Genomic DNA, 19764 nt, shown 5'->3' on the forward strand with positions numbered 1-19764 from the left:
ATTAAAAAATGAAATATGATATTTTAAAAACGACAGAAGAGTCCTTAAGTATTGAAGTCATCGCAGGGAACATTAATTCTTCGCGAAGTAAAAATATTACTAAAAAAGGTGTTCGCCTTTTTGAAGAGAATAAAATTTATACGACTTCATTTGTTGGTGATATTAGTGACGGTGACCTGTTAAAAAAAGCGCAAGGGGCAAAGACTGTAGGAATTCCTTACAGCTATGAACTTCCATCTTTTCAAAAGATGAGTGTCATTGATGAAGAGAGTTTAAACGCACCTTTAAGTAAGATCGTAGACGAAATTGAAAAAACTCAGGAGCGTCTTAGAGGTTTTTCAAACCAGTTCGTTTTTAATGGTAAGTTCAGCCGTGAAATCCATTCAGCGACATTAACGAATAGTGAGGGGGTGACACTTGAAAAGAAATTCGCTGCTAATGAGTGGTATTATCTTTTCAAAAAAGTAGGATCTCCCAATTTGATGGATGGATATTTTCAAGGACGCTCAAGAATTCTTGCCTTGAATGATATTGATGATGTTCTTAATAAGAATATTCCTTATCTGGAAGCTTATAATAACGAAATTAAATTCCAGAATGGAAAGTACCCGGTACTTTTTTTAGAAAGTGAACTGACTTCAAAACTTTCAGAGTCTTTTCTTGCTGATAAATACTGCGAAGGTTCTGCTCTTTACAGTGGAAAATTAGGTCAACAGATTTTCAGTAAAGATTTTTCTTTGTACGATGTGAACTACTCCCCAGAGCATGGAATTTATCGCAAGTTTGATGAAGAAGGAGTCGTTCGAAAATTGGTAAAACTTCCATTGATCGAAAATGGAGAAATGAAGAATGTGATTGCCGATCTTCGCAATGCTAAAAAGTATGGTGTAGAGGCAACTGGTAACGGAAGACGCTCTTTTGATTCGGCCATAACAATGAGTTTTAACTCTTTGGTTGTGGGAGCAGGGAAGAGATCAACGCAGGAAATTTTAAACTCGCTTGATAACTGTATCGTCGTCTTTATGGGACACGGTGGGGACTTCACAGATAAGGGAGACTACTCAACTCCCTTACAATTGTCTTATCTGGTTCAAAAAGGGGAGATCATTGGACGCCTTCCTCAGCTAACAGTGAATACAACAACGAATGATATGTTTAATAGCCGCTTGATCGAAATCGCCAGAGATGGATTTCAAAAAGACTATCAACATCCATCAATCTTCACTGAAATGGATGTAAGCGTAAATTAATGGAAATCATCAAACTAAAACCAGACAGTACGTACGAAGAAACTCAAAAGCTGAGAGCAAGTGTCGACTGTCTGATTTTTGATAAAAAGAAACTCGCAACGAAAGACTCTTTTATGGTCGACGATGAAAACTTCGATATCAGAAAGCAGCCCTTACGTTTAGCTGTCATGAGCCTTCACGATCTAGACAGCACCTGGAACATCCTTACAGACCGTTTCAGACGCAATACCATGATCATCGCTCCAGATGATGAAGTCAGAGACAATCCCGAAATTGTGCAATTTTTAGAGTCTCAAGGCGTGGCCTTACTCATGACTAAAAGATTAGAGAATGGAAAGTTAAGTTATGACGGGCTCGTAAGAAGTCTTACGAGCCTGCGCTTTAACACCCTTTTGGTTGAAGATAAAATTGATATGATTGAAGAACTATCTATTTAGGTTTTGAAACACTATCGACTTGTTTTTTAACTTCGTTGGAATCTATCTTTGCTCCTTTTAATAATCCAACTGCTGCATCCGGATCTTTTCTCACAACATCTACTGCTGTGTCGGTAATTGAGTTCACTTGGGAATCACTCATCGCCTCCAGTTCTTTTTTTGCTTTTTGAAAATCAGCTTCAGAAATTTTGCCTTGTTTCTTCAGGGCCTCCATACTTGTTATAATGTCTTGTTTGGAAACTTTGATATTGCTTAATGGATCGGTGTCGAGATTATCATTGGCAGATAGAGGAGATTGAAACAGGAAGAAAGTTAAGAGAATGACTAGTAGCTTGCCCATGATCATCTTTGAATCCTGATAGGTTTTTAACTTGGCCCAGAATATCACGGGTCTCAAATTTAGAAAGGAATACTCCTAAGTAGCTAATTCCTTATATCCATTTCGCAGATAATCCCAAAAAGGGTGCCTCAAATTTATGGGGTAAGGGAGTTCCTGTCTGAAAGAGTACTGTTTAATAAAGTCAGGGGAATCAAATGGCCAATCAGATCCTGCTCTCTATAATTTGAGAAGCTCTCAAAAAAATTCAAGGAGGATTTATGAAATTTTTAGCTATAGTGTGTTCAGTAATGTTCTCAGTACAAGTTTTCGCAGTTACTCCATATACGTTTCACTGCACGTTTTCAGGTGACTCATGCAAGATTTCAGAAGTGACTAAAATGGATGAAATCGAAACAGGATTATTCGGTGGAGTAGAAGGCAACTTCGAATTATATTATGAGAAAAAGTCTGAGACTATGTACATCTATCTTGGAGATGACTTGAAAGGACTTTCAATTGGTGCACATACAATGGCACAACAGAATGAAGCAAAAAATGGTTTAGTAGGAATTATTTTAGGTGAAGACTCATCTACATTTAAAGAACTTAGTATCGCTAGACCTGTTTTAAAATAATGAACAAAAAAAAAGGCCATCTTCAAGATGGCCTTTTTTATTTCTATGCTTCAGCGAAAGAGTCGTCGTATTTAACGTTGTGGTAAACCTTAGTCACGTCATCATCACCTTCAAGGAGATCAACTAACTTAGTTACGATTTTAAACGTATCTTTATCAATCTCTTTTAAAGTAAGAGGAACGCGCTCTAGACCAGCTTCATCAGCAGTGATCTTTAGTTCATCAAGTTTAGTTTGGATTGGCCCGAATGCTTCCATCGGCCCTGTCACAGTGAAGAACCCGTCTTCTAAAACGACATCATCAGCTCCAGCATCAATCATATCCAGAGTGAAGTCATCTTCAACCAGGTCTTTTTGTGGGATTTCAAATACAGCTTTGCGCTCGAATACGAATTGAAGACAACCAGTTGTCCCCAGAGATCCGCCGCACTTGTTAAAGAAGTTACGAACGTTTGCTACAGTTCTTGTTCCGTTGTTTGTAGAGGCTTCAACGAAGATCGCTACGCCATTCGGGCCGTATCCTTCGTAAGCAATATCTGAGTATCCTTCGTCTTCGTTTCCTAGACCTTTTTTGATCGCACGATCAATGTTGTCTTTGGGAACGTTGTATTTTCTAGATTTTTCTAAGGCAATTCTCAGCATGAAGTTACTTTCGATTTCTTCACCACCGTTTTTAACGGCCTTAGTTACTTCGCGAAGGCATTTTGTATACATTAGAGAGCGGATCTTATCCTGGTCACCTTTTTTCTCTTTGATGTTATTCCACTTACGTCCCATGAGTCTTCCTGTTGAATTAAATTGTATGGTTAAAAGTTTATCAGTTTTTTAATGGAGCTTCAAAATAAATAAAACCGTCGCCTGTATGTTTTAGAAAAAGAGGCGCACGGGTCTTAGCAAACTTCTCCAGTAGCTTAGTCATTTTCAGATTACTAGTGTGGTATTGACCATAAAAATGAGTGAGTCCCACCTGAAGAGCGCGGTCAGAAATTGTATTAAATAATTGAATCCCGAGACCTTTTCCCTGGTAACTATCAACGATAGTAATACCAATTTCAGCATAAGTCGGGCGTTGGCTGTCTTTAATTGCTCTGATCACTCCACCTGGAAGAAGTTTTCCATCCAGATGGTGAACAGCAACGTAGGCAAGGTGATTAATTTGATCAACTTCAGTGAGGAACTTCAGTTCATTTTCAGTAAATTCTTTTTTGCTGGCAAAAAATCTCTGCCTGATTGATTCGGGAGAAAGCATCTGAAGTCCCACTTGCAGTGGGATCTTGTCTTCAGGAAGAATCTGTCGAATCTCAAAAAAGTCTTCTTTCAAATTATTGTAGTCCTAAGTATTCATCAAATGATTTTTCAACGTCGATGATTGTTCCGTCAGGTTGGATATCAATAATTCTATTGGCAACCGTCTGTACGAATTCATGGTCATGACATGAGAAAATTAAAGTTGAGTCGTATTTTTTAAGCCCTTCGTTCACCGAAGTAATACTTTCAAGGTCAAGGTGGTTAGTAGGACCATCCATGATTAAAACGTTCGGAGCTTCTAACATCATTTTAGAAAGCATCATACGAACTTTTTCACCACCGGATAATACGTTGGTCTTCTTCTGACTTTCTTCACCCGTAAATAACATACGTCCTAAGAATCCGCGGACGAAAGATTCGTCTTTGTCTTCAGAGAAGTCTCTTAGCCAGTCTACCAGGTTGTATTTTCCTTCAATGAAGAATTCAGTGTTGTCAGCAGGGAAGTATGATCTCTGAGCTGTTACACCCCAGTTAATCTGTCCAGCATCCGGCTTATCTTTTCCAGCAAGCACGTCCATAAGAGCGCCACACTGTTGATCTGTTCCAAGAAGAACGATCTTATCCGTTTTTCTTACCTGGAAAGAAACGTTTTTAAACATAACTTTTCCATCAACAGACTTAGATAGTTTCTCAACTGTAAGAACGTCTTTACCAATTTCTTTTTTCGCTTTGAAATGAACGAATGGATATTTTCTTGTCGATGGTTGAATATCTTCAAGGGTAATTTTATCAAGAGTCTTTTGTCTAGAAGTGGCCTGTTTCGATTTCGAAGCGTTCGCTGAGAAGCGTGCGATGAAATCTTTAAGCTCTTGCATTTTTTCTTCAGTCTTTTTGTTTTGGTTAGACTTTAAAGTCATAGCAAGTTGAGAAGACTGGTACCAGAAGTCGTAGTTACCTGGGTAAATTTTAATTTTACCGAAGTCGATGTCGGCCATGTGAGTACACACTTTATTCAAGAAGTGACGGTCATGGGAAACAACGATAACTGTGTTTTCAAATGTAGATAAAAAGTTTTCTAACCAATGGATCGCTTTCATATCCAAATGGTTGGTAGGCTCATCCAGTAAAAGAATATCTGGTTTACCAAAAAGTGCACTCGCTAAAAGTACTTTTACTTTTTCTCCACCGTTTAGTTCTGCCATTTTTTTAGTAAGAAGTTCTTCTTTGATTCCAAGACCTGATAGAAGTGTCGCTGCTTCAGATTCAGCTTCCCATCCGTTCATCTCACCAAATTCAGCTTCAAGATCAGCAGCACGAAGGCCGTCTGCATCCGAGAAATCTTCTTTAGCGTATAGAGCGTCTTTTTCTTCCATGATTTCTAAAAGTTTTTTGTTACCCATGATAACAAGTTTTAGAACTTCAATGTCTTCGTATAAAAAGTGATCCTGTTTAAGGATTGAAAGACGTTGTCCCGGAGTGATGAAAACATGTCCTGATGAACTTGGAATTTCACCAGATAAAATTTTAAGGAACGTAGATTTTCCCGCGCCGTTAGCACCAATTAATCCGTAACAGTTTCCTGGAGTAAATTTAATATCTACTTCATCAAATAGTTTTCTAGCACCGTATCTCAGGCCGACGTTCTGGCAAATAATCATAATTCAATTCCTCATTTTAATTCGTAGTTTCTTGTAGCGTAAATGAGAGGAAAAGTCAGGGGATATTCGTTCGATATTTCGCCTTGTTGGGGCGCCCCAGCATAATTTTAGGGATTCTTTCGTTTACGAATGATGTTTTGGGGGAGTAAGACTAAATAACTACATTATTTTTATCGACTCGCTGGGTTGTAAAACCGGCTTGAGAAAGGAGAAAAATGGAAAACGAAAACGCTACCACACAGGAATTCCTGCCAAAATACGAAGCTGCCCGAATCGCAGTCGAGCGCGCTCGCCAAATCGTGAAAGATAACAACGATATGATCTCTAAGCTTAAGTCTGAGTCTAATATTGACGAAGATTCCGAGTTTGATCCTTTTGTAGAGGCCGAGAATTTCTCTCACAACGATTCATATGCTTTTGACCTATATAAAATAAAGTCGTCTAATGGAGTAAGAGATTTTATTAAGAATATTTTCGGAGTTCACTAATCATGAGCAAAAAAAGCGCGCGTAGACATTCCCTAACATCAGAAGAAATTGCCTTAGGAAAAAAACGTATTTACATCATTGTAGGTATGATTATCATTGGACTTGCTGTAGCACTTTATAAAATTAACAGCTAAGTAAATAAAAAGGACATTAATAGTGAAGAGTCTCGTTCCCGGCCAACGTTTCATGAGTGAGACGGAGCCAGAATTAGGGCTTGGTATTCTCGTTCATGTAGAATCCAAGACCGTCAAAATATCATTTTTAGCAGCAAAGACAGAAAGAGTTTATGGATCAAAAGGCGCACCGATTAAGCGTGTGGTTTTTTCTTCAGGTGATGAAGTCACTTTGAGATCCGGACAAAAGCTGACGATTGATGATGTGATTGATAACGATGGCCTTGCCGCTTACAGAAGCGCGGATCAAGTGTTCGATGAACGTGAACTTTCTGATTCATTAAGTTTCAATAAACCAGAAGACCGCCTGTTTAATGGCAGCGTGGATTCACCGGGATTATTTGAACTAAGATTTCAAACACTATGGAATAAAAACCGTCTGACTCAATCACCAGTGCGTGGTTTTGTTGGTGGAAGAATGAATTTAATCCCTCACCAGTTTTATGTAGCTGAACAAATTGTGGATCGACCGATTCCAAGAGTTCTTCTTGCTGACGAAGTTGGTTTAGGAAAAACAATTGAAGCGGGTCTTGCTCTTCATCAGCTTATTTTATCTGAGAGAGTCAAGCGCGCGCTTATTTTAGTTCCAGACTCATTGGTGTATCAGTGGTTTATTGAAATGCTAAGAAAGTTCAATCTTTCTTTTGTGACAATGAATCAGGAAACACATCTTGAACCGGGGACAAATCCATTTACTGAAAATGACTTTGTCATTGTGAATATTGGTCTATTAAAAGGTGCTGAGATGGCCCGCAACCTGATGAAGGAAGCACTATGGGATATCATGGTTGTCGATGAGGCCCATCAGTTAAAATGGAGCCAGGAGCACGTTTCAACTGAATATAAAATTGTTCAGATGATCGCAAAGAGATCAAAAGGTTTATTACTTCTAACGGCGACACCAGAGCAGTTAGGAATGGAAGGACATTTTGCTCGTTTAAAACTTCTTGATCCGGATCGCTTTTTTGATTATCCAAAATTTTTAGAAGAGACAACTCACTATGAAGAAGTGGCAGCACAAGCGCGCGAGCTTCTGAAAAAGGGTGGAGCTGAGAGCGAGGCAAGGCTTGCTGAGCTTCAAGATCTCCACGGGCCAGGAAGAATCTTCTTTAGAAATACAAGAAACAGAATGAGCAAGCACTTTTCTTTTTTCCCAAAGAGAATCCTGCACGCTTATCCGCTAGAAAGTAAAAAAACATTGTACCTTGGTCTAGAAGACGAAGAGACTATAGGCCCAAGTTTCGACATGAAGCTGGATTGGTTAACTGAATTCTTAGGTCGCCACATCGGTGAGAAAATTCTTTTAATCACAAAATCAAAAACCAAAGTTATGTGTCTGGAGACTTTATTAAAAGATCGTTTTCCAGGTATGAACGTTGCTGCTTTCCACTCGGGACTGTCATTTGTGGCCCGCGATCGTCAGGCCGCTTATTTTGCTGATCCGGAAGGAGCAGACATTCTTTTATGTACGGAAGTAGGAAGTGAGGGGAGAAACTTTGAGTTTGCTCACCACTTAGTTTTATTTGACCTGCCAATGTACCCGGACCTTTTAGAGCAACGTATTGGTCGTCTGGATCGTATCGGACAAGACAGTGATATTCACCTTCATGTTCCATATATCATGAGTTCATATGATGAAATTTTATACCAGTGGTTTAATACTGGAATGGATGCCTTTGTTCACTCTGCAAAAGGGGCGAGCATTGTTCATCAACAACTTCAGGGTCTACTGGAAGAGTTTTTAAATAAACCAGAATTATGTTTTAAAGACCCACAAGTTCTTCAGGATTTTTTAGAAACAACAGCTAAAGAATTTAAGACAGTGACTCATAAACTTGAAGAAGGGCGTGATATTTTAGTTGAACTCAATTCTTTCAAAGAGGACGTTGCTAAAAAATTAGTGGATGAAGTTCGCAAATTTGATGAAGAAACGAACCTCATCAATTACATGAATAATGTATTTCAAGAGCTTGGTGTTGATATTGAAGACCTTGATGATGAAGTGTATTTCATCAGACCAAGTGACAATATGTACGTGCCTTATTTCCCTAATCTCCCGGTGGACGGAGTGAGAATTACCTATGACAGAAAGACTGCCCTAAGACGTGAAGACGTTGAGTTTTTAACATGGGATCACCCGATGGTTGTGGGGGTGATTGATTTAATTTTGAGTAACACTTTTGGAAACATGAGTGTCATGATGAGAAAAAAATCAGGACAGACTAAAACTTACATTGAAACGTATTTCAAACTTCAGGTTGTCGCTCCAAAGAGCTTGAGTCCCGAGAGATTTTTCCCGCCAACTCCAATTCGTATCTTAGTGGATAGCACAGGTGAGAACTTGAGTGCGAAATTTGATAAGTCTGATATTGACGAAAGAATCACTGGCGCTGATCAAGAGACAGTGAGAAAGGCAAAAGGACTTCCGAAGGCCGCTGTTCAAAAAGTTCTTCAGGCAGCTCATCAACATGCTCTTCTTGAGGCAGTTGAACTAAAGAAAAAGTATAAGCAAAACATGATCGAGCATTTAGATCGTGAAAAAACTCGTCTATTAAAACTGAAAGCAGTCAATCCAGTGGTTCGCCCGGAAGAGATTGATTCAATCACTGAGCAGATCGAAATCCTGTCGAAGTGTTATGAAGAAGCTGAAGTTGTAATGGATTCATTGAGAGTAATTTTCTAAAAAAACAAAACTATTCGAGAAGCAGTCCTTCAGTATGGAGGACTTTCTTGAATTCATTTAAAAGTTTCAAGTCATAATTACCAAGTTCATCAATCATCATGTCTTTTAAAGTCTGGGCAGGTGATGTTTTATTGGTAATAGTTCGTTTATCGTAGTTATTCACTAAAGATAAAATCTCCTCTGAAAGAGAGAGCTTTTTCTTTTTATTCGGACCTAATCCACTGAGAACTTCTTCATGATTGCTCACTAGTTCAAGGATGGCCGGAGTCACGTATGCTTTGTCTTTTAAAAGAGAGGCTGCGTCTTTTGTATGCATGTAATAAACGCGTTTATCATCATTGCTTAAAAGCTTTTTAGGTTTATAAAAAAGCTCCATATCAGCTTTACTCATATTGGTCATACCAATATCGTGGATAAGAGCGGCCGTACCGATATCATCCATTTCTTTTTCTGAGCATTTTAATATTTCGGCAAGTTTTACTGATAAAGCACAAACATTTAGTGAGTGTTTAATAACTTCTTCACTTTTATCTGCTTTTTTTCCAAAGATTTTTTTAAGCGCATCAGGGTTGTTTAAGATTACCTGGCGCATACTTTTTGCGGCCTTTTCAGTCGCGCGGTAAGCACTTTCACTTCCCGGGTCTTTTTGCATTCTTTCAACTGCAGATTCAGCAGCACCTTCGGCCATAGAAACTTTTTCTTCAATATCAACTTTGGGATTTGAAAGTGTTTCATCCAAGAGAGCGTCGAGAAATTTTTGGTAATTTGATTCATCACCTTCAGTGATAAAGAACTTGGCAATTTTCTGTGCTTTTAGTTTTAAAAACTTTTCTTCACTTAGTTGCTCGCCACGTTTTGCGTAACAAAGGTATTGCTCTTTAAAATGAATATACAAGTCGAACGTAAGTTCTCTTAGAGGTTTGACTGTAGTGATACGAAGGGGAGTGAATTCCATATGAGTATTTTAGAGAAAAAAGGAAAAATTACAATTTGGATTTTCGACTATTTAAGAATATTACCAGAGTAAAGCACTTATTAGGCCCTGAGGTTAGCGTCATTCGTTGTTAAGCTTTGCGAATTGGGGTAAAGTGAGTCAAATTTTTTAGAGGAAAGAGCACGATTATGATCAGTTTCAATAACGTTTCAAAACACTATGGCGGACAAATTCTTTATGAGAACGCTTCATTCATTTTACGCCCAGGAGATAAAGTTGGTTTAGTTGGCCCTAACGGTGCTGGTAAAACGACTGTCTTTCGCGTTTTGATGAAAGAGGAAGGTTTTGATGGCGGATCGATCACTGTTCCGGAAAAAATTCGTGTTGCTTATTTCTCTCAGAATATTGGAGAGATGAAAGGACGCACAGTTATTGAAGAAGTTATGAGCGGAAGTGCAAAAGCTTCTGAGCTTGCTCAAAAGATGAGAGTGATTGAAACAAAACTTGAAAACGATCTTGATCCAGATGAAATGGAAAAAGTATTAATCGAGTTAGGAGATTATCAAACTGAGTTCGAAAAACTTGGTGGATACGATCTCGATGTAAGAGCAAAAGAAATTATTACGGGTCTAGGAGTTATGCCTTACGACCACGATAGAGATGTTGGATTATTCTCTGGTGGATGGAGAATGAGAATTGCGCTTGCAAAAGTTCTGATTCAACAACCAGACGTTATGTTAATGGATGAACCTACCAACTACCTCGACTTAGAAAGTATCGTGTGGCTTGAGCAGTGGTTAAAAGATTATAAGGGCGCTGTCCTTATGACTTCCCATGACCGTGACTTCATGAACGGAATTGTAAATCGTATTATCGAAGTAGCAAACAAGCAGATCACAACTTATACAGGTGACTACGACTACTACGAAAAAGAAAAAGAGATCAGAAAAGTTCAGCAAGTTGCTCAATATGAGTCTCAACAAGCAATGCTACAAAAAGAAGAAGAGTTTATCGCGAAGTTCGCAGCACGTGCCAGCCACGCTGCTCAGGTACAATCCCGCGTAAAGAAAATTGATAAAATTGAAAGAGTGGAACTTCCACCTGAAGATATCGTTATGGACTTCTCGTTTCCAACTCCACCTCGTGGAAGTAACGATGTTGTTATGATGAAAGAACTTGCTAAGAACTGGACTCGTGATGATGGAACTCTTCACAAGATCTTCTCTGGATTAACTGCGACGGTAAATCGTCAGGACAAAATTGCAGTTGTCGGAGTCAACGGTGCCGGTAAGTCGACGCTTCTGAAAGTTATTTGTAATTTAACTGAGGCCAGTGGTGGAGAGTGTTCAGTTGGTCCATCAATTCAAGTTGGATACTTCTCACAATTCTCACTTGATTTACTAAACCCAGAAAATACAGTGCTTGATGAAATCTCAAACAGACTTCCTCATGCTTCAAACGGATATATCAGAAACCTTTTAGCGGCGTTTTTATTCCGCGGTGATGATGTTGAAAAGAAAATTAAAGTTCTCTCAGGTGGAGAAAAATCGAGAGTTGTTCTGGCGACATTAATGTCTTCTAACAACAATCTTTTAATTCTCGATGAACCTACCAACCATTTGGATCTAAAATCTCGTGACGTATTATTAAATGCCTTAAAGACATTTGATGGAACAGTTATGTACGTATCCCATGATAGACACTTTTTACATGGACTATCGAATCGCGTATTCGAAGTTGATAAAGGTGGAATCAGAGTCTTCGATACAAACTTCCAATACTATGTTGATAAGAAAAAAGAAGAAGGATAAAAATTATGAAGAAAATTGAATTTTACTTTGATTTTCTCTCTCCGTACTCATACCTGGCATGGACATGGGTAAGATCTCAACCTTACGAGTTTGAGTATTACCCGGTCAGTATGGCCACGATCATTGCTTCTTATGATACTAAAGGTCCGGCGCAAATCGAGCCGAAGAGGAACTACCTTTTTAAAGACCTGCTTCGTGCAACGAAGATGAATAATATTCCTTTTACCACTCCCAAAAATTTACCATTTAATTCGCTGTATGCACTTAGACTGGCCCTGATCGGCACGGCAGGTGACAAGCAAAAAGAAATCATTGATGTCATCTACAGAGCAGGATGGGAGCACGGATTAGATATTGGAAGTGATGATGTTTTAAAAGAGATCTTAAAAGAAAAGAATCTCTACAGTGATGAATTAATCGAAAAAATGGAAAGTAAGAATGCCCGCATTGAGCTTAAGAGCAATGTTGAGCGCGCTCTTCAAAGAGAACTCTTCGGTGTTCCTAGTTTTGTCGTCGACGGTGAAATGTTCTGGGGTTATGATTCGACAAAGTATTTAGAAATGTATTTAAATGGAATGGATCCGTTAGATAGAGAAATGTACCAACAATTTATCGCTAAATTTACACCGAGGTAAAAATGAAATCGTTACTAGTATCATTAATGTTACTTTCTTCAGTTAGCGCTTTTGCTGCTAACCCAAAAATCACTATTAAAACGAATAAAGGGGATATCGAAGCTGAACTTTTCGAAGACAAAGCTCCAATCTCTGTAAAAAACTTCCTAAGCTACGTTGAAAAAGGTCACTACAAAGGGACTATCTTTCACCGAGTGATCAATAACTTCATGATCCAGGGTGGTGGTTTTGATAAAGATATGAAGGAAAAGTCAGTTGGTGCCGGAATTAAGAACGAAGCAGCTAACGGTCTTAAAAACGAAGCGGGAACTCTTGCTATGGCAAGAACTAACGTTGTAGATAGCGCGACAGCTCAATTCTTCATCAATGTAAACGATAACGCATTCCTTGATCACCGTGATGCCTCAGACCAAGGGTTTGGGTACGCAGTTTTCGGGAAAGTGACAAGCGGAATGCCGATTGTGAACAAGATTAAGATGGTAAAAACAGGGTCTCGCGGGATGTATGAAGACGTTCCAACAGAACCAGTAGTTATTTTAGACATCATCAAAAAGAAGTGATAGGTTAGTCGCAACAAAAAATAGACGGGGATTTTATGCAAGTTCAAAAAAACAAAGTCGTAGCAATCGACTATAAACTAACAGACTCAAAAGGCGCGATGATCGATTCATCTGAAAGCCATGGTCCACTTACTTATATCCAAGGGATTGGTAATTTAATTCCAGGACTTGAAAAAGAACTTGAAGGTAAAAAAGCTGGCGACAACATTAAAGTTAAAATCGACGCAAAAGACGGATACGGAGAAAGAAACGATTCTCTATGCCAAACAGTACCTCGCGCACAATTCGAGTCAACTGAAGCACTAGAAATCGGAATGCAATTCGAAGTAGAAACTGAGCAAGGTGAACTTGTTGTTTCTGTAACGAAAATCGATGGCGACAACGTAACTGTAGACGGGAACCACCCTCTTGCAGGCGTAGAGCTTCACTTCGACGTAACGATCAAGTCAATCAGAGATGCTTCAGCTGAAGAAATCGCTCATGGACACGTTCACGGAGAAGGCGGACACCACCACTAATGAATTATCTTAAGACTTACCTTCCTTATCTTTTCGGAAATAAAGAAGGTAAGTCTTATGTTTTTCCGCAGGACCTTGATTGGGACAATTTGAATTTCGAAGAGTCCCTAATGATGTACAGTCTCAACGACGACATCGACTCTTTCATCAACACACTCGACATCACTAGTTTACTTCCATCGCAAATCTTTCATTTATTCAGCTATAAAAAACAACTTGATCATTATTTCTTCACGAACCTTACGAGTTTCTATCCGGAAGAGTATGAGCTTTTTTTAAAAGCGAAGAAGGGCGAAGTTTTAAAGCACGATGATGTTCAGGAAATTCTCAATTACAAAAACCATGAACTCTCAATGTTCGCCATTTTCAGAGAAGGCAGACATAAACCAGGAAAGATTTTTGTAAAGGATTCGTACAATCGCTTTGTTCACAATCTAAATGGAAGTGTATGGTCGATTCCAATTCTCGGTGTATCGGGGAGAGGGCTGCCATTTAACCATTCTAACGGAACAACTCCCTGTGGAGTCTTCACTGTTGATTCAGTCATGCCTGAGGCCAACCAGCACGCTGAGTTTGGGAAGTTTAGACGACTTATCGTGAACTTCATTTCTCAGTCAGAGGGTGAAGAGAAAATTAAACAAATGCTACCGACATCTCACTACAAAAAATCATGGTGGCAACAATGCGTGGTGGCCCGTGAGCTTGGTCGCAGCCTGCTTCGAATTCATGGAACAGGAACCATCAACAAAAATCCTTTTACCCCGCATTTTCCAATGATTCCGAGCTCGGGTTGCCTGACAACTACAGAGACTCATTTGATGGGATTGGTTCAAATCAATCACCAAAGGAATCTTCTTGATACCTTGATGAAGGCCCAAAACCTTCCAGTTACCTATGAAAACGAGTCTAAAATTCATGGTGTCTTGTATGTCATCGACTTCGATGGTACATATCAAACACTTGAATTTAAAAGCTAGTTACAAGGTTTCAACCAATGTACATCTCAACTAAAAAATTTACGGGCTTTCCCTGTACTCACCGCCAATGGAGAGACGAAGGTCACTGCAAATATGTTCATGGATACTCTCGTGAGTTCATGTTCTGGTTTAAAGCATCGTCTCTTGATAACAAGGGATGGGTTATGGACTTCGGTGGATTCAAAGAATTTAAAAAATTCTTAGACCACACTTTCGATCATACATTTTTGGCAAACCAAGATGATCCCGAACTTCCGTTATTTGAAGAGATGGATAAAAAAGGAATCATCATGCTTCGAGTTCTTCCAAGTGTTGGCATGGAAGGGACTTCAAAGTTTTTGCATGAGAAAATGAATGAGTATTTAAATAAGCACACTCAAGGGCGCGTTTACTGCTTTAGAGTTGAAACCAGAGAAAACGAAAAGAACTCTGGGATTTATGAAGAAGATAAAAACGGATTTACTGCTGTATAGGAATTTTTATGACAATGATTGACCCAAAAGCGATATTAAAAAAAGTAACACCGACTCCACAAGTTGAGACGGGATTAACTAACGATGAAAAGAAAGTAAAGATCACAGCACTGTTCACTGAGATCATGAATACGTTAGGCCTTGACCTGACTGACGACTCGTTAAGAGAAACTCCTCACAGAGTGGCTAAGATGTATGTAGACGAAATTTTCTATGGTCTTGAAGTGGAAAAATTTCCAAAGATTACAATCGTTGAAAACAAGTTTGATTATGACCATGCGGTTATCGAAGTGAACATCGTGACGAACTCTCACTGTGAGCACCACTTTGTTCCAATTATCGGGAAAACACACATTGCTTACATCCCGAAAAATAAAGTTTTAGGTCTATCAAAACTTAACCGTATCGTAGACTACTTTGCCAAGAGACCTCAGATCCAGGAGCGCTTAACGCTTCAGATTCACCAGGCCCTGGTAAATATACTTGAAACTGATGATGTAGCAGTTGTAACAGATGCAATGCATGCGTGTGTGAAGACTCGTGGGATTAAAGATGTGACGTCTATGACGAGAACATCGAAGCTTTCAGGAGCGTTTAAGCAGGATACATGTCATCGTGCTGAGTTCTTGAATACGATTCCTAGAGCTCAAGAAGTTATCTACTAAATTTAATACAGCTCTTTGGAAAGACTATTCTAAAGAGCTGTTGTAATTTTATATTTCAAAACATTATCTAGAGTAATTTTTTCCAACAATCCTCACATTTTTTATCAGCATGCTAAATGTAACGTAGTTATCTAATACAACAACGGAGTATTTATGAAAAAAGTGATAGTAATGATGGCCCTTATTGTCTCATCTGTATCAGCACATGCTAGAAGCATGTCTGCTCAAATTGCAGGAGCTCCGATTGTATCGACAGCAGTTACGACTTACGGAACTGGAATGATATCGAGTGGATGGAGTTTGAGTAAAGAAGCACGACAAATCATAGCTGACGGAGAAGAGTACGCTCTAACAGGTCAACTAGCTCCATACCTAAAACAAAGCGTAGAAAGCCTTCAAGCTCAATCAGATGATTTATCAACGGCTGAAGCTGTCGATCTGTTAATTGAAAAAGCTGTTTCTATTCTAGAGTAAAAATTAAATTCTATAATTTAAAAGCGCGATCTTAGAATCGCGCTTTTTTTTTGCTTGCTGACTACAGCAAGCTGAAATGATTTGAAAAAAATATAAAAGGCTTAATTATTTTTTTTAATGAGCTATGTTGCATTTAACAACAACAGACTCTTTTAAAAGGATGAATTATGAAAAAGTTTTTAGTATTAGCAGCTATCTTATCAACAGTTTTTTCTTTTCAAGCAAAGGCCGCGGCCATCGCAGGATCGTATCTAGCAACTACATTGGCATATGGATCACTTTATATGTCAGAACATAACAAAGTGGCGCAGGTCTACGCTGATGGGCAAGAGTTTTTAATGAATGGAGATATGTCATTATCGTTAGAAGAATTAGTTCGTAACACAAAAGCGACTCATCCAGAGCTATCTGAGTATGAAATTGTAGATGGATTAATGAACGAAGCAGGAGCAATCCTAGGAAACTAATGATTAGTCATTGTCTAACGTTAGGTTGACTTGTCTAAGACGAATCAATTTGTAGAATCAACCCCCTAAACCTATACTATTTGAAGTTTAGGGGGGTTTTAAATGAACGAACTACTTGTTAAGAATTTCATCAAAGTTTTAGAAAATGGTTACATGCCTGATCCGATCACAAGAGTTGGAATCAGATCGCTTGTGAAAGCGAGACTGCATGAAAGTTTTCGAGAGACCGCCAACGACCCTCAATACCTTAAAAATTACGCAAAAAAATTAAAGCTATCACCACTCGCTATCATGACGAATGAGGCGAATAAGCAGCATTATGAAGTTCCTACGGCCTTCTATGATTTAAGCTTAGGCCGTCATAAAAAATACAGTTCTTGTTATTGGGACCAAGACACAAAGACTTTGGAAGAAGCTGAACAAAAAGCTCTTGATCTTTCAATTGAGCATGCTCAAGTTCAGGATGGCATGCGTGTTTTAGAATTAGGTTGTGGATGGGGATCTCTTTCATTAGAGCTTGCCAGACGTTTCCCTAATTCAAAAATTGTTGCTGTTTCAAACTCCAAAACTCAAAAAGAGTATATTGATAACCAGGCCATCTCTCGTGGGTTAGAGAACCTGACGGTATTAACACGTGATCTAGGATTAGAAAGTAATTATGATTTTGGTACTGAGAAATTTGACCGCGTGATGAGTATCGAGATGATGGAGCATTTAAGAAACTATGAATTGTTTTTTAAATCTCTCGCACCTTCAATTAAAGACGATGGGAAATTTTTTATCCATATTTTTACTCACAAAGAAACACCATACTTCTTTGAAACAGAAGGTGAAGACAACTGGATGGGAAAATACTTTTTCTCAGGCGGGCAAATGCCTTCTCGAGATCTATTTGATCTATTCAATAACGACCTAGTGGTTGAAAAGAAATGGGATTGGAATGGAGATCATTACAGCAAAACTCTTGAAGCATGGTTAGATAATACTGATCAGGAAAAAGCACAAGTGCTCTCGATGTTTAAGAAGACTTATGGCGAAGGCTCTGAAGTTATCTGGTACAACCGTTGGAGAGTGTTTTTCATGTCATGTTCGGAATTGTTTAAATACAATGACGGAAAAGAGTGGGGAGTGACTCACTATCTTATGACGAAGAAAAAATAATGTTTAAAAAAGTTAAAACAGTGATTGTTGAGCAGATTAAAATGGGAGTCACCCCAGAGAAGCTTGCTCAAAGTGTAATGACTGGAGTGATTATTGGTATTATTCCTTTTTTAGGAACAGCGACATTACTCGCGGCCCTGACAGCGACCAAGATGAAGCTCAATCATGTAGTGACTCAAACGGTGAATTATTTGATGTATCCGGTTCAGATCATTATGATTCCTGTTTACATCAAAATCGTAGGGTTGATCTTTGATGTTGGGGACACTCCCGTGCGCCCGGATTTAATCTACGCTCAATTTAAAGAGTCTCCTTCAGTCTTTCTTATGAAGTACGGATTGATTGGCTTCTATGCTCTTTTTGTCTGGGGATTTTTAGCACTCGTACTTTATTTTATTTTTTATCCAATCATCTTAAAATCAATTGTGAAGTTTAAAGGGAGACGTGCCGCATGGAATGGTTAGCACTTTTTGGACTGGCATTGGCCGTGACTATTGTTGTGATGTTTCTCAGCTGGTTATGGGCCGTTAAGGTTAATAACTTTGGATTAGTTGATGCTGTATGGGCCTTTTGCTTTTTACTTCAGGCCATTATCTTTTATATTTTCTCTGATGGTTTTGCGACGAGAAAGATTCTTCTACTTGCAATGATTGGATTATGGAGTTGTCGCTTAGGGTATTTTTTAACTAAAAGAATCTATGGCCATCATCCTGATGAGGATACCCGTTATAAACATTTAAGGTCTGAATATAAAGAAAAATTTAAATCACGCTTCCTTCTGTTTTATTTTTATCAGGCCATCAGTGTCTCTGTCTTAACTCTTCCTTTCATTTTTGTTTTTAGAAATACGACTGAGTCTATCAGTGCTTTTGAAATAGCGGGCGCTATTTATTGGCTAGTTGCTGTTTGCGGAGAGGCCGTGGCCGATCATCAAATGAGCGAGTTCAAAAAGCTCTCTCAAAGTCGCCCGGAAATGGGGAAGACTTGCAATATTGGTTTATGGAAATACTCACGTCACCCTAACTACTTTTTTGAGAGTAATATATGGTGGGGATTCTTCATCTTTATGATTGGCTCTGGAGTTTTTTGGGGTGCTTATTCAGCGGTTATTATATTGCTTTTACTACTTAAGGTTACAGGCGTACCTCCTTCAGAAGAGCAGTCTCTTAAGACTCGTGGAGAAGAGTATCGTGCCTATCAGAGGAAAACTTCGATGTTCATCCCGTGGTTCCCTAAACAGAGCTAATTCACTCTTGCTTTAATTGTGTACATATTACACGTTTTCTTCAATTTTTTTCTGGTTGAGGTATGAATAACCATCAACACTTCAGACAAGGATTATATATGAAAAAATTAGCAATTATGTGTGCACTTATGACTACGACAATTTCATTTCAAGCAAACGCTCTAGAAGCTATTGCAGGTACTTATATTTCAGCATCATTGGGATTATCTACAATTGGTGGAATGACGAGTTCAGGAAAAGAATGCCAAATTATGGTTTGTAAGCGTTCAGAGCAAATCGTTTTAGATGCTCAGGACTACTACGCATCTGGAAAAATGTCTGAGTTCCTAGCAACTTCAGTTAAGGAATTAAAAGAAACTGCTGGTGACATTTCTGATGATGAAGCTGTTGATATCTTAGTTGATTTCGCTCACCGTACGTTAGAACTTTACTAGTCTTAATTTTTTATCTTTCCTATATAAAGGCTTCCATTCGGAGGCCTTTTTTTTATTCTAAAAACCATTTCTCTCTGTCTAAACTTTAGACACCCCCTTATAAATCCTACACTTTATATTGTTCTGAACTCTAGAAATGCCATGATGACTCATTATTACTCACGACAACCTCAAAGGATGTTTATGAAGAAGCTTATCATCATGCTTGCTGCCGTTTTATCAACTTCAGTTCATGCGGCACCTGAAAACCCACTTCTAAGTACAACGGTTGCCCCTACTGCTGGAACGATACTATCTACAATGACGACCCAAGGTGATGCGATCATGAAAGAGGCGCAGGCGATCCTTAAAGAAGGTCATGAATATTATCAAACAGGAAAAAAGGGGATTCTCATCTCAAAAAGAGTCGAGGAACTTCAGGAAGAAGAAGATATGTCTGAGAACGAAGCAGTCGATACATTAATGAAAACAGCTCAAGAAATTTTAAACTAACTTTTAATAACGTTAACTAACAAGGACA

The 19764-nt window shown here is 38.7% G+C and carries 25 protein-coding genes; 20 read left to right on the forward strand and 5 right to left on the reverse strand.

The features are described 5' to 3' along the window. Positions 1-8: 8 nt before the first annotated feature. Both SHI21_RS06585 and SHI21_RS06590 read left to right on the forward strand, forming a co-directional pair. Positions 9-1250, forward strand: coding sequence for a metallopeptidase TldD-related protein (locus SHI21_RS06585; RefSeq protein WP_323575486.1), 1242 nt, complete (start codon positions 9-11; stop codon positions 1248-1250). Continuing rightward, entirely contained in the window at positions 1250-1687 is a 438-nt protein-coding gene (locus SHI21_RS06590; RefSeq protein WP_323575487.1) for a hypothetical protein, read from the forward strand. Before SHI21_RS06585 ends, SHI21_RS06590 begins: the two co-directional genes overlap by 1 nt. Here the strand turns inward: SHI21_RS06590 and SHI21_RS06595 are convergent. Beyond that, positions 1680-2027 carry a hypothetical protein gene (locus SHI21_RS06595; RefSeq protein WP_323575488.1) on the reverse strand — a complete coding sequence of 116 codons (348 nt, stop codon included), beginning with the start codon at positions 2025-2027 and terminating at the stop codon, positions 1680-1682. The two genes, SHI21_RS06590 and SHI21_RS06595, sit on opposite strands and share 8 nt — an antisense overlap. Before the next feature lie 257 nt (positions 2028-2284). Between SHI21_RS06595 and SHI21_RS06600 the strand changes: the two genes are divergently transcribed. After that, entirely contained in the window at positions 2285-2641 is a 357-nt protein-coding gene (locus SHI21_RS06600; protein WP_323575489.1) for a hypothetical protein, read from the forward strand. A gap of 43 nt (positions 2642-2684) precedes the next feature. On the opposite strand, the gene SHI21_RS06605 is transcribed toward SHI21_RS06600, so the two are convergent. The 3 genes from SHI21_RS06605 to SHI21_RS06615 are packed head-to-tail and all read right to left on the reverse strand — an operon-like array spanning position 2685 to position 5545. Continuing rightward, positions 2685-3416 carry a YebC/PmpR family DNA-binding transcriptional regulator gene (locus tag SHI21_RS06605; RefSeq protein ID WP_323575491.1) on the reverse strand — a complete coding sequence of 244 codons (732 nt, stop codon included), beginning with the start codon at positions 3414-3416 and terminating at the stop codon, positions 2685-2687. 40 nt (positions 3417-3456) lie between these two features. Continuing rightward, on the reverse strand, positions 3457-3960 hold the full coding sequence (locus SHI21_RS06610; protein WP_323575493.1) for a GNAT family N-acetyltransferase: 504 nt from the start codon (positions 3958-3960) through the stop codon (positions 3457-3459). Position 3961: 1 nt separating this feature from the next. Further along, positions 3962-5545 carry an ABC-F family ATP-binding cassette domain-containing protein gene (locus SHI21_RS06615; RefSeq protein WP_323575495.1) on the reverse strand — a complete coding sequence of 528 codons (1584 nt, stop codon included), beginning with the start codon at positions 5543-5545 and terminating at the stop codon, positions 3962-3964. Between the two features lie 215 nt (positions 5546-5760). Between SHI21_RS06615 and SHI21_RS06620 the strand changes: the two genes are divergently transcribed. From SHI21_RS06620 to SHI21_RS06630, 3 genes are read left to right on the forward strand one after another with little or no spacing between them, the layout of a single operon-like run. Continuing rightward, a complete protein-coding gene (locus tag SHI21_RS06620; RefSeq protein ID WP_323575497.1) occupies positions 5761-6033 on the forward strand; it encodes a hypothetical protein in 273 nt (90 codons plus the stop codon). 2 nt (positions 6034-6035) lie between these two features. Continuing rightward, the gene (locus SHI21_RS06625; RefSeq protein ID WP_323575498.1) at positions 6036-6167 is read left to right on the forward strand and encodes a hypothetical protein; all 132 of its coding nucleotides are present in this window, start codon (positions 6036-6038) and stop codon (positions 6165-6167) included. A gap of 22 nt (positions 6168-6189) precedes the next feature. Beyond that, positions 6190-8889, forward strand: coding sequence for an SNF2-related protein (locus SHI21_RS06630; RefSeq protein ID WP_323575499.1), 2700 nt, complete (start codon positions 6190-6192; stop codon positions 8887-8889). A gap of 10 nt (positions 8890-8899) precedes the next feature. On the opposite strand, the gene SHI21_RS06635 is transcribed toward SHI21_RS06630, so the two are convergent. Further along, on the reverse strand, positions 8900-9844 hold the full coding sequence (locus tag SHI21_RS06635) for an HD-GYP domain-containing protein (protein ID WP_323575501.1): 945 nt from the start codon (positions 9842-9844) through the stop codon (positions 8900-8902). A 167-nt stretch (positions 9845-10011) separates the two neighbouring features. Between SHI21_RS06635 and SHI21_RS06640 the strand changes: the two genes are divergently transcribed. The 14 genes from SHI21_RS06640 (at position 10012) to SHI21_RS06705 (ending at position 19736) form a co-directional block, all read left to right on the forward strand. Next, on the forward strand, positions 10012-11634 hold the full coding sequence (locus SHI21_RS06640) for an ABC-F family ATP-binding cassette domain-containing protein (RefSeq protein WP_323575502.1): 1623 nt from the start codon (positions 10012-10014) through the stop codon (positions 11632-11634). A 5-nt stretch (positions 11635-11639) separates the two neighbouring features. Further along, positions 11640-12269, forward strand: a complete 630-nt coding sequence (locus SHI21_RS06645; protein WP_323575503.1) for a 2-hydroxychromene-2-carboxylate isomerase — start codon at positions 11640-11642, stop codon at positions 12267-12269. Positions 12270-12271: 2 nt separating this feature from the next. Further along, entirely contained in the window at positions 12272-12829 is a 558-nt protein-coding gene (locus tag SHI21_RS06650) for a peptidylprolyl isomerase (RefSeq protein ID WP_323575504.1), read from the forward strand. Positions 12830-12864: 35 nt separating this feature from the next. Beyond that, a complete protein-coding gene (locus SHI21_RS06655; RefSeq protein WP_323575505.1) occupies positions 12865-13347 on the forward strand; it encodes an FKBP-type peptidyl-prolyl cis-trans isomerase in 483 nt (160 codons plus the stop codon). Further along, positions 13347-14324 carry a hypothetical protein gene (locus tag SHI21_RS06660; RefSeq protein ID WP_323575507.1) on the forward strand — a complete coding sequence of 326 codons (978 nt, stop codon included), beginning with the start codon at positions 13347-13349 and terminating at the stop codon, positions 14322-14324. Before SHI21_RS06655 ends, SHI21_RS06660 begins: the two co-directional genes overlap by 1 nt. A 17-nt stretch (positions 14325-14341) precedes the next feature. Beyond that, complete coding sequence (locus SHI21_RS06665; protein ID WP_323575509.1) at positions 14342-14797, forward strand: 6-pyruvoyl trahydropterin synthase family protein; 456 nt, start codon at positions 14342-14344, stop codon at positions 14795-14797. 8 nt (positions 14798-14805) lie between these two features. Further along, the gene (folE, locus tag SHI21_RS06670; protein WP_323575510.1) at positions 14806-15462 is read left to right on the forward strand and encodes a GTP cyclohydrolase I FolE; all 657 of its coding nucleotides are present in this window, start codon (positions 14806-14808) and stop codon (positions 15460-15462) included. 153 nt (positions 15463-15615) lie between these two features. Continuing rightward, positions 15616-15936, forward strand: coding sequence for a hypothetical protein (locus SHI21_RS06675; RefSeq protein WP_323575511.1), 321 nt, complete (start codon positions 15616-15618; stop codon positions 15934-15936). A gap of 167 nt (positions 15937-16103) precedes the next feature. Then, a complete protein-coding gene (locus SHI21_RS06680) occupies positions 16104-16403 on the forward strand; it encodes a hypothetical protein (RefSeq protein WP_323575512.1) in 300 nt (99 codons plus the stop codon). Between the two features lie 102 nt (positions 16404-16505). Next, positions 16506-17564: an SAM-dependent methyltransferase gene (locus tag SHI21_RS06685; protein ID WP_323575514.1), complete on the forward strand. Its 1059-nt coding sequence runs from the start codon at positions 16506-16508 to the stop codon at positions 17562-17564. Then, positions 17564-18028, forward strand: coding sequence for a DUF2062 domain-containing protein (locus SHI21_RS06690; RefSeq protein ID WP_323575515.1), 465 nt, complete (start codon positions 17564-17566; stop codon positions 18026-18028). Before SHI21_RS06685 ends, SHI21_RS06690 begins: the two co-directional genes overlap by 1 nt. Next, a complete protein-coding gene (locus SHI21_RS06695; RefSeq protein WP_323575516.1) occupies positions 18016-18810 on the forward strand; it encodes a DUF1295 domain-containing protein in 795 nt (264 codons plus the stop codon). Before SHI21_RS06690 ends, SHI21_RS06695 begins: the two co-directional genes overlap by 13 nt. A 98-nt stretch (positions 18811-18908) precedes the next feature. After that, a complete protein-coding gene (locus tag SHI21_RS06700; protein WP_323575517.1) occupies positions 18909-19244 on the forward strand; it encodes a hypothetical protein in 336 nt (111 codons plus the stop codon). A gap of 183 nt (positions 19245-19427) precedes the next feature. Further along, positions 19428-19736, forward strand: a complete 309-nt coding sequence (locus SHI21_RS06705; protein WP_323575519.1) for a hypothetical protein — start codon at positions 19428-19430, stop codon at positions 19734-19736. Positions 19737-19764: the final 28 nt, after the last annotated feature.

The sequence above is a fragment of the Bacteriovorax sp. PP10 genome, assembly GCF_035013165.1.
Taxonomy (GTDB): Bacteria; Bdellovibrionota; Bacteriovoracia; order Bacteriovoracales; family Bacteriovoracaceae; genus Bacteriovorax; species Bacteriovorax antarcticus.

Coding starts and splice junctions, on each gene's coding strand:
- SHI21_RS06660 (WP_323575507.1), top strand. CDS start 13,347: ATGAATTATCTTAAGACTTACCTTCCTTATCTTTTCGGAAATAAAGAA.
- SHI21_RS06645 (WP_323575503.1), top strand. CDS start 11,640: ATGAAGAAAATTGAATTTTACTTTGATTTTCTCTCTCCGTACTCATAC.
- SHI21_RS06640 (WP_323575502.1), top strand. CDS start 10,012: ATGATCAGTTTCAATAACGTTTCAAAACACTATGGCGGACAAATTCTT.
- SHI21_RS06615 (WP_323575495.1), bottom strand. CDS start 5,545: ATGATTATTTGCCAGAACGTCGGCCTGAGATACGGTGCTAGAAAACTA.
- SHI21_RS06605 (WP_323575491.1), bottom strand. CDS start 3,416: ATGGGACGTAAGTGGAATAACATCAAAGAGAAAAAAGGTGACCAGGAT.
- SHI21_RS06595 (WP_323575488.1), bottom strand. CDS start 2,027: ATGGGCAAGCTACTAGTCATTCTCTTAACTTTCTTCCTGTTTCAATCT.
- SHI21_RS06705 (WP_323575519.1), top strand. CDS start 19,428: ATGAAGAAGCTTATCATCATGCTTGCTGCCGTTTTATCAACTTCAGTT.
- SHI21_RS06685 (WP_323575514.1), top strand. CDS start 16,506: ATGAACGAACTACTTGTTAAGAATTTCATCAAAGTTTTAGAAAATGGT.
- SHI21_RS06635 (WP_323575501.1), bottom strand. CDS start 9,844: ATGGAATTCACTCCCCTTCGTATCACTACAGTCAAACCTCTAAGAGAA.
- SHI21_RS06700 (WP_323575517.1), top strand. CDS start 18,909: ATGAAAAAATTAGCAATTATGTGTGCACTTATGACTACGACAATTTCA.
- SHI21_RS06695 (WP_323575516.1), top strand. CDS start 18,016: ATGGAATGGTTAGCACTTTTTGGACTGGCATTGGCCGTGACTATTGTT.
- SHI21_RS06680 (WP_323575512.1), top strand. CDS start 16,104: ATGAAAAAGTTTTTAGTATTAGCAGCTATCTTATCAACAGTTTTTTCT.
- SHI21_RS06600 (WP_323575489.1), top strand. CDS start 2,285: ATGAAATTTTTAGCTATAGTGTGTTCAGTAATGTTCTCAGTACAAGTT.
- SHI21_RS06665 (WP_323575509.1), top strand. CDS start 14,342: ATGTACATCTCAACTAAAAAATTTACGGGCTTTCCCTGTACTCACCGC.
- SHI21_RS06585 (WP_323575486.1), top strand. CDS start 9: ATGAAATATGATATTTTAAAAACGACAGAAGAGTCCTTAAGTATTGAA.
- SHI21_RS06650 (WP_323575504.1), top strand. CDS start 12,272: ATGAAATCGTTACTAGTATCATTAATGTTACTTTCTTCAGTTAGCGCT.
- SHI21_RS06590 (WP_323575487.1), top strand. CDS start 1,250: ATGGAAATCATCAAACTAAAACCAGACAGTACGTACGAAGAAACTCAA.
- SHI21_RS06655 (WP_323575505.1), top strand. CDS start 12,865: ATGCAAGTTCAAAAAAACAAAGTCGTAGCAATCGACTATAAACTAACA.
- SHI21_RS06625 (WP_323575498.1), top strand. CDS start 6,036: ATGAGCAAAAAAAGCGCGCGTAGACATTCCCTAACATCAGAAGAAATT.
- SHI21_RS06620 (WP_323575497.1), top strand. CDS start 5,761: ATGGAAAACGAAAACGCTACCACACAGGAATTCCTGCCAAAATACGAA.
- SHI21_RS06690 (WP_323575515.1), top strand. CDS start 17,564: ATGTTTAAAAAAGTTAAAACAGTGATTGTTGAGCAGATTAAAATGGGA.
- SHI21_RS06675 (WP_323575511.1), top strand. CDS start 15,616: ATGAAAAAAGTGATAGTAATGATGGCCCTTATTGTCTCATCTGTATCA.
- folE (WP_323575510.1), top strand. CDS start 14,806: ATGACAATGATTGACCCAAAAGCGATATTAAAAAAAGTAACACCGACT.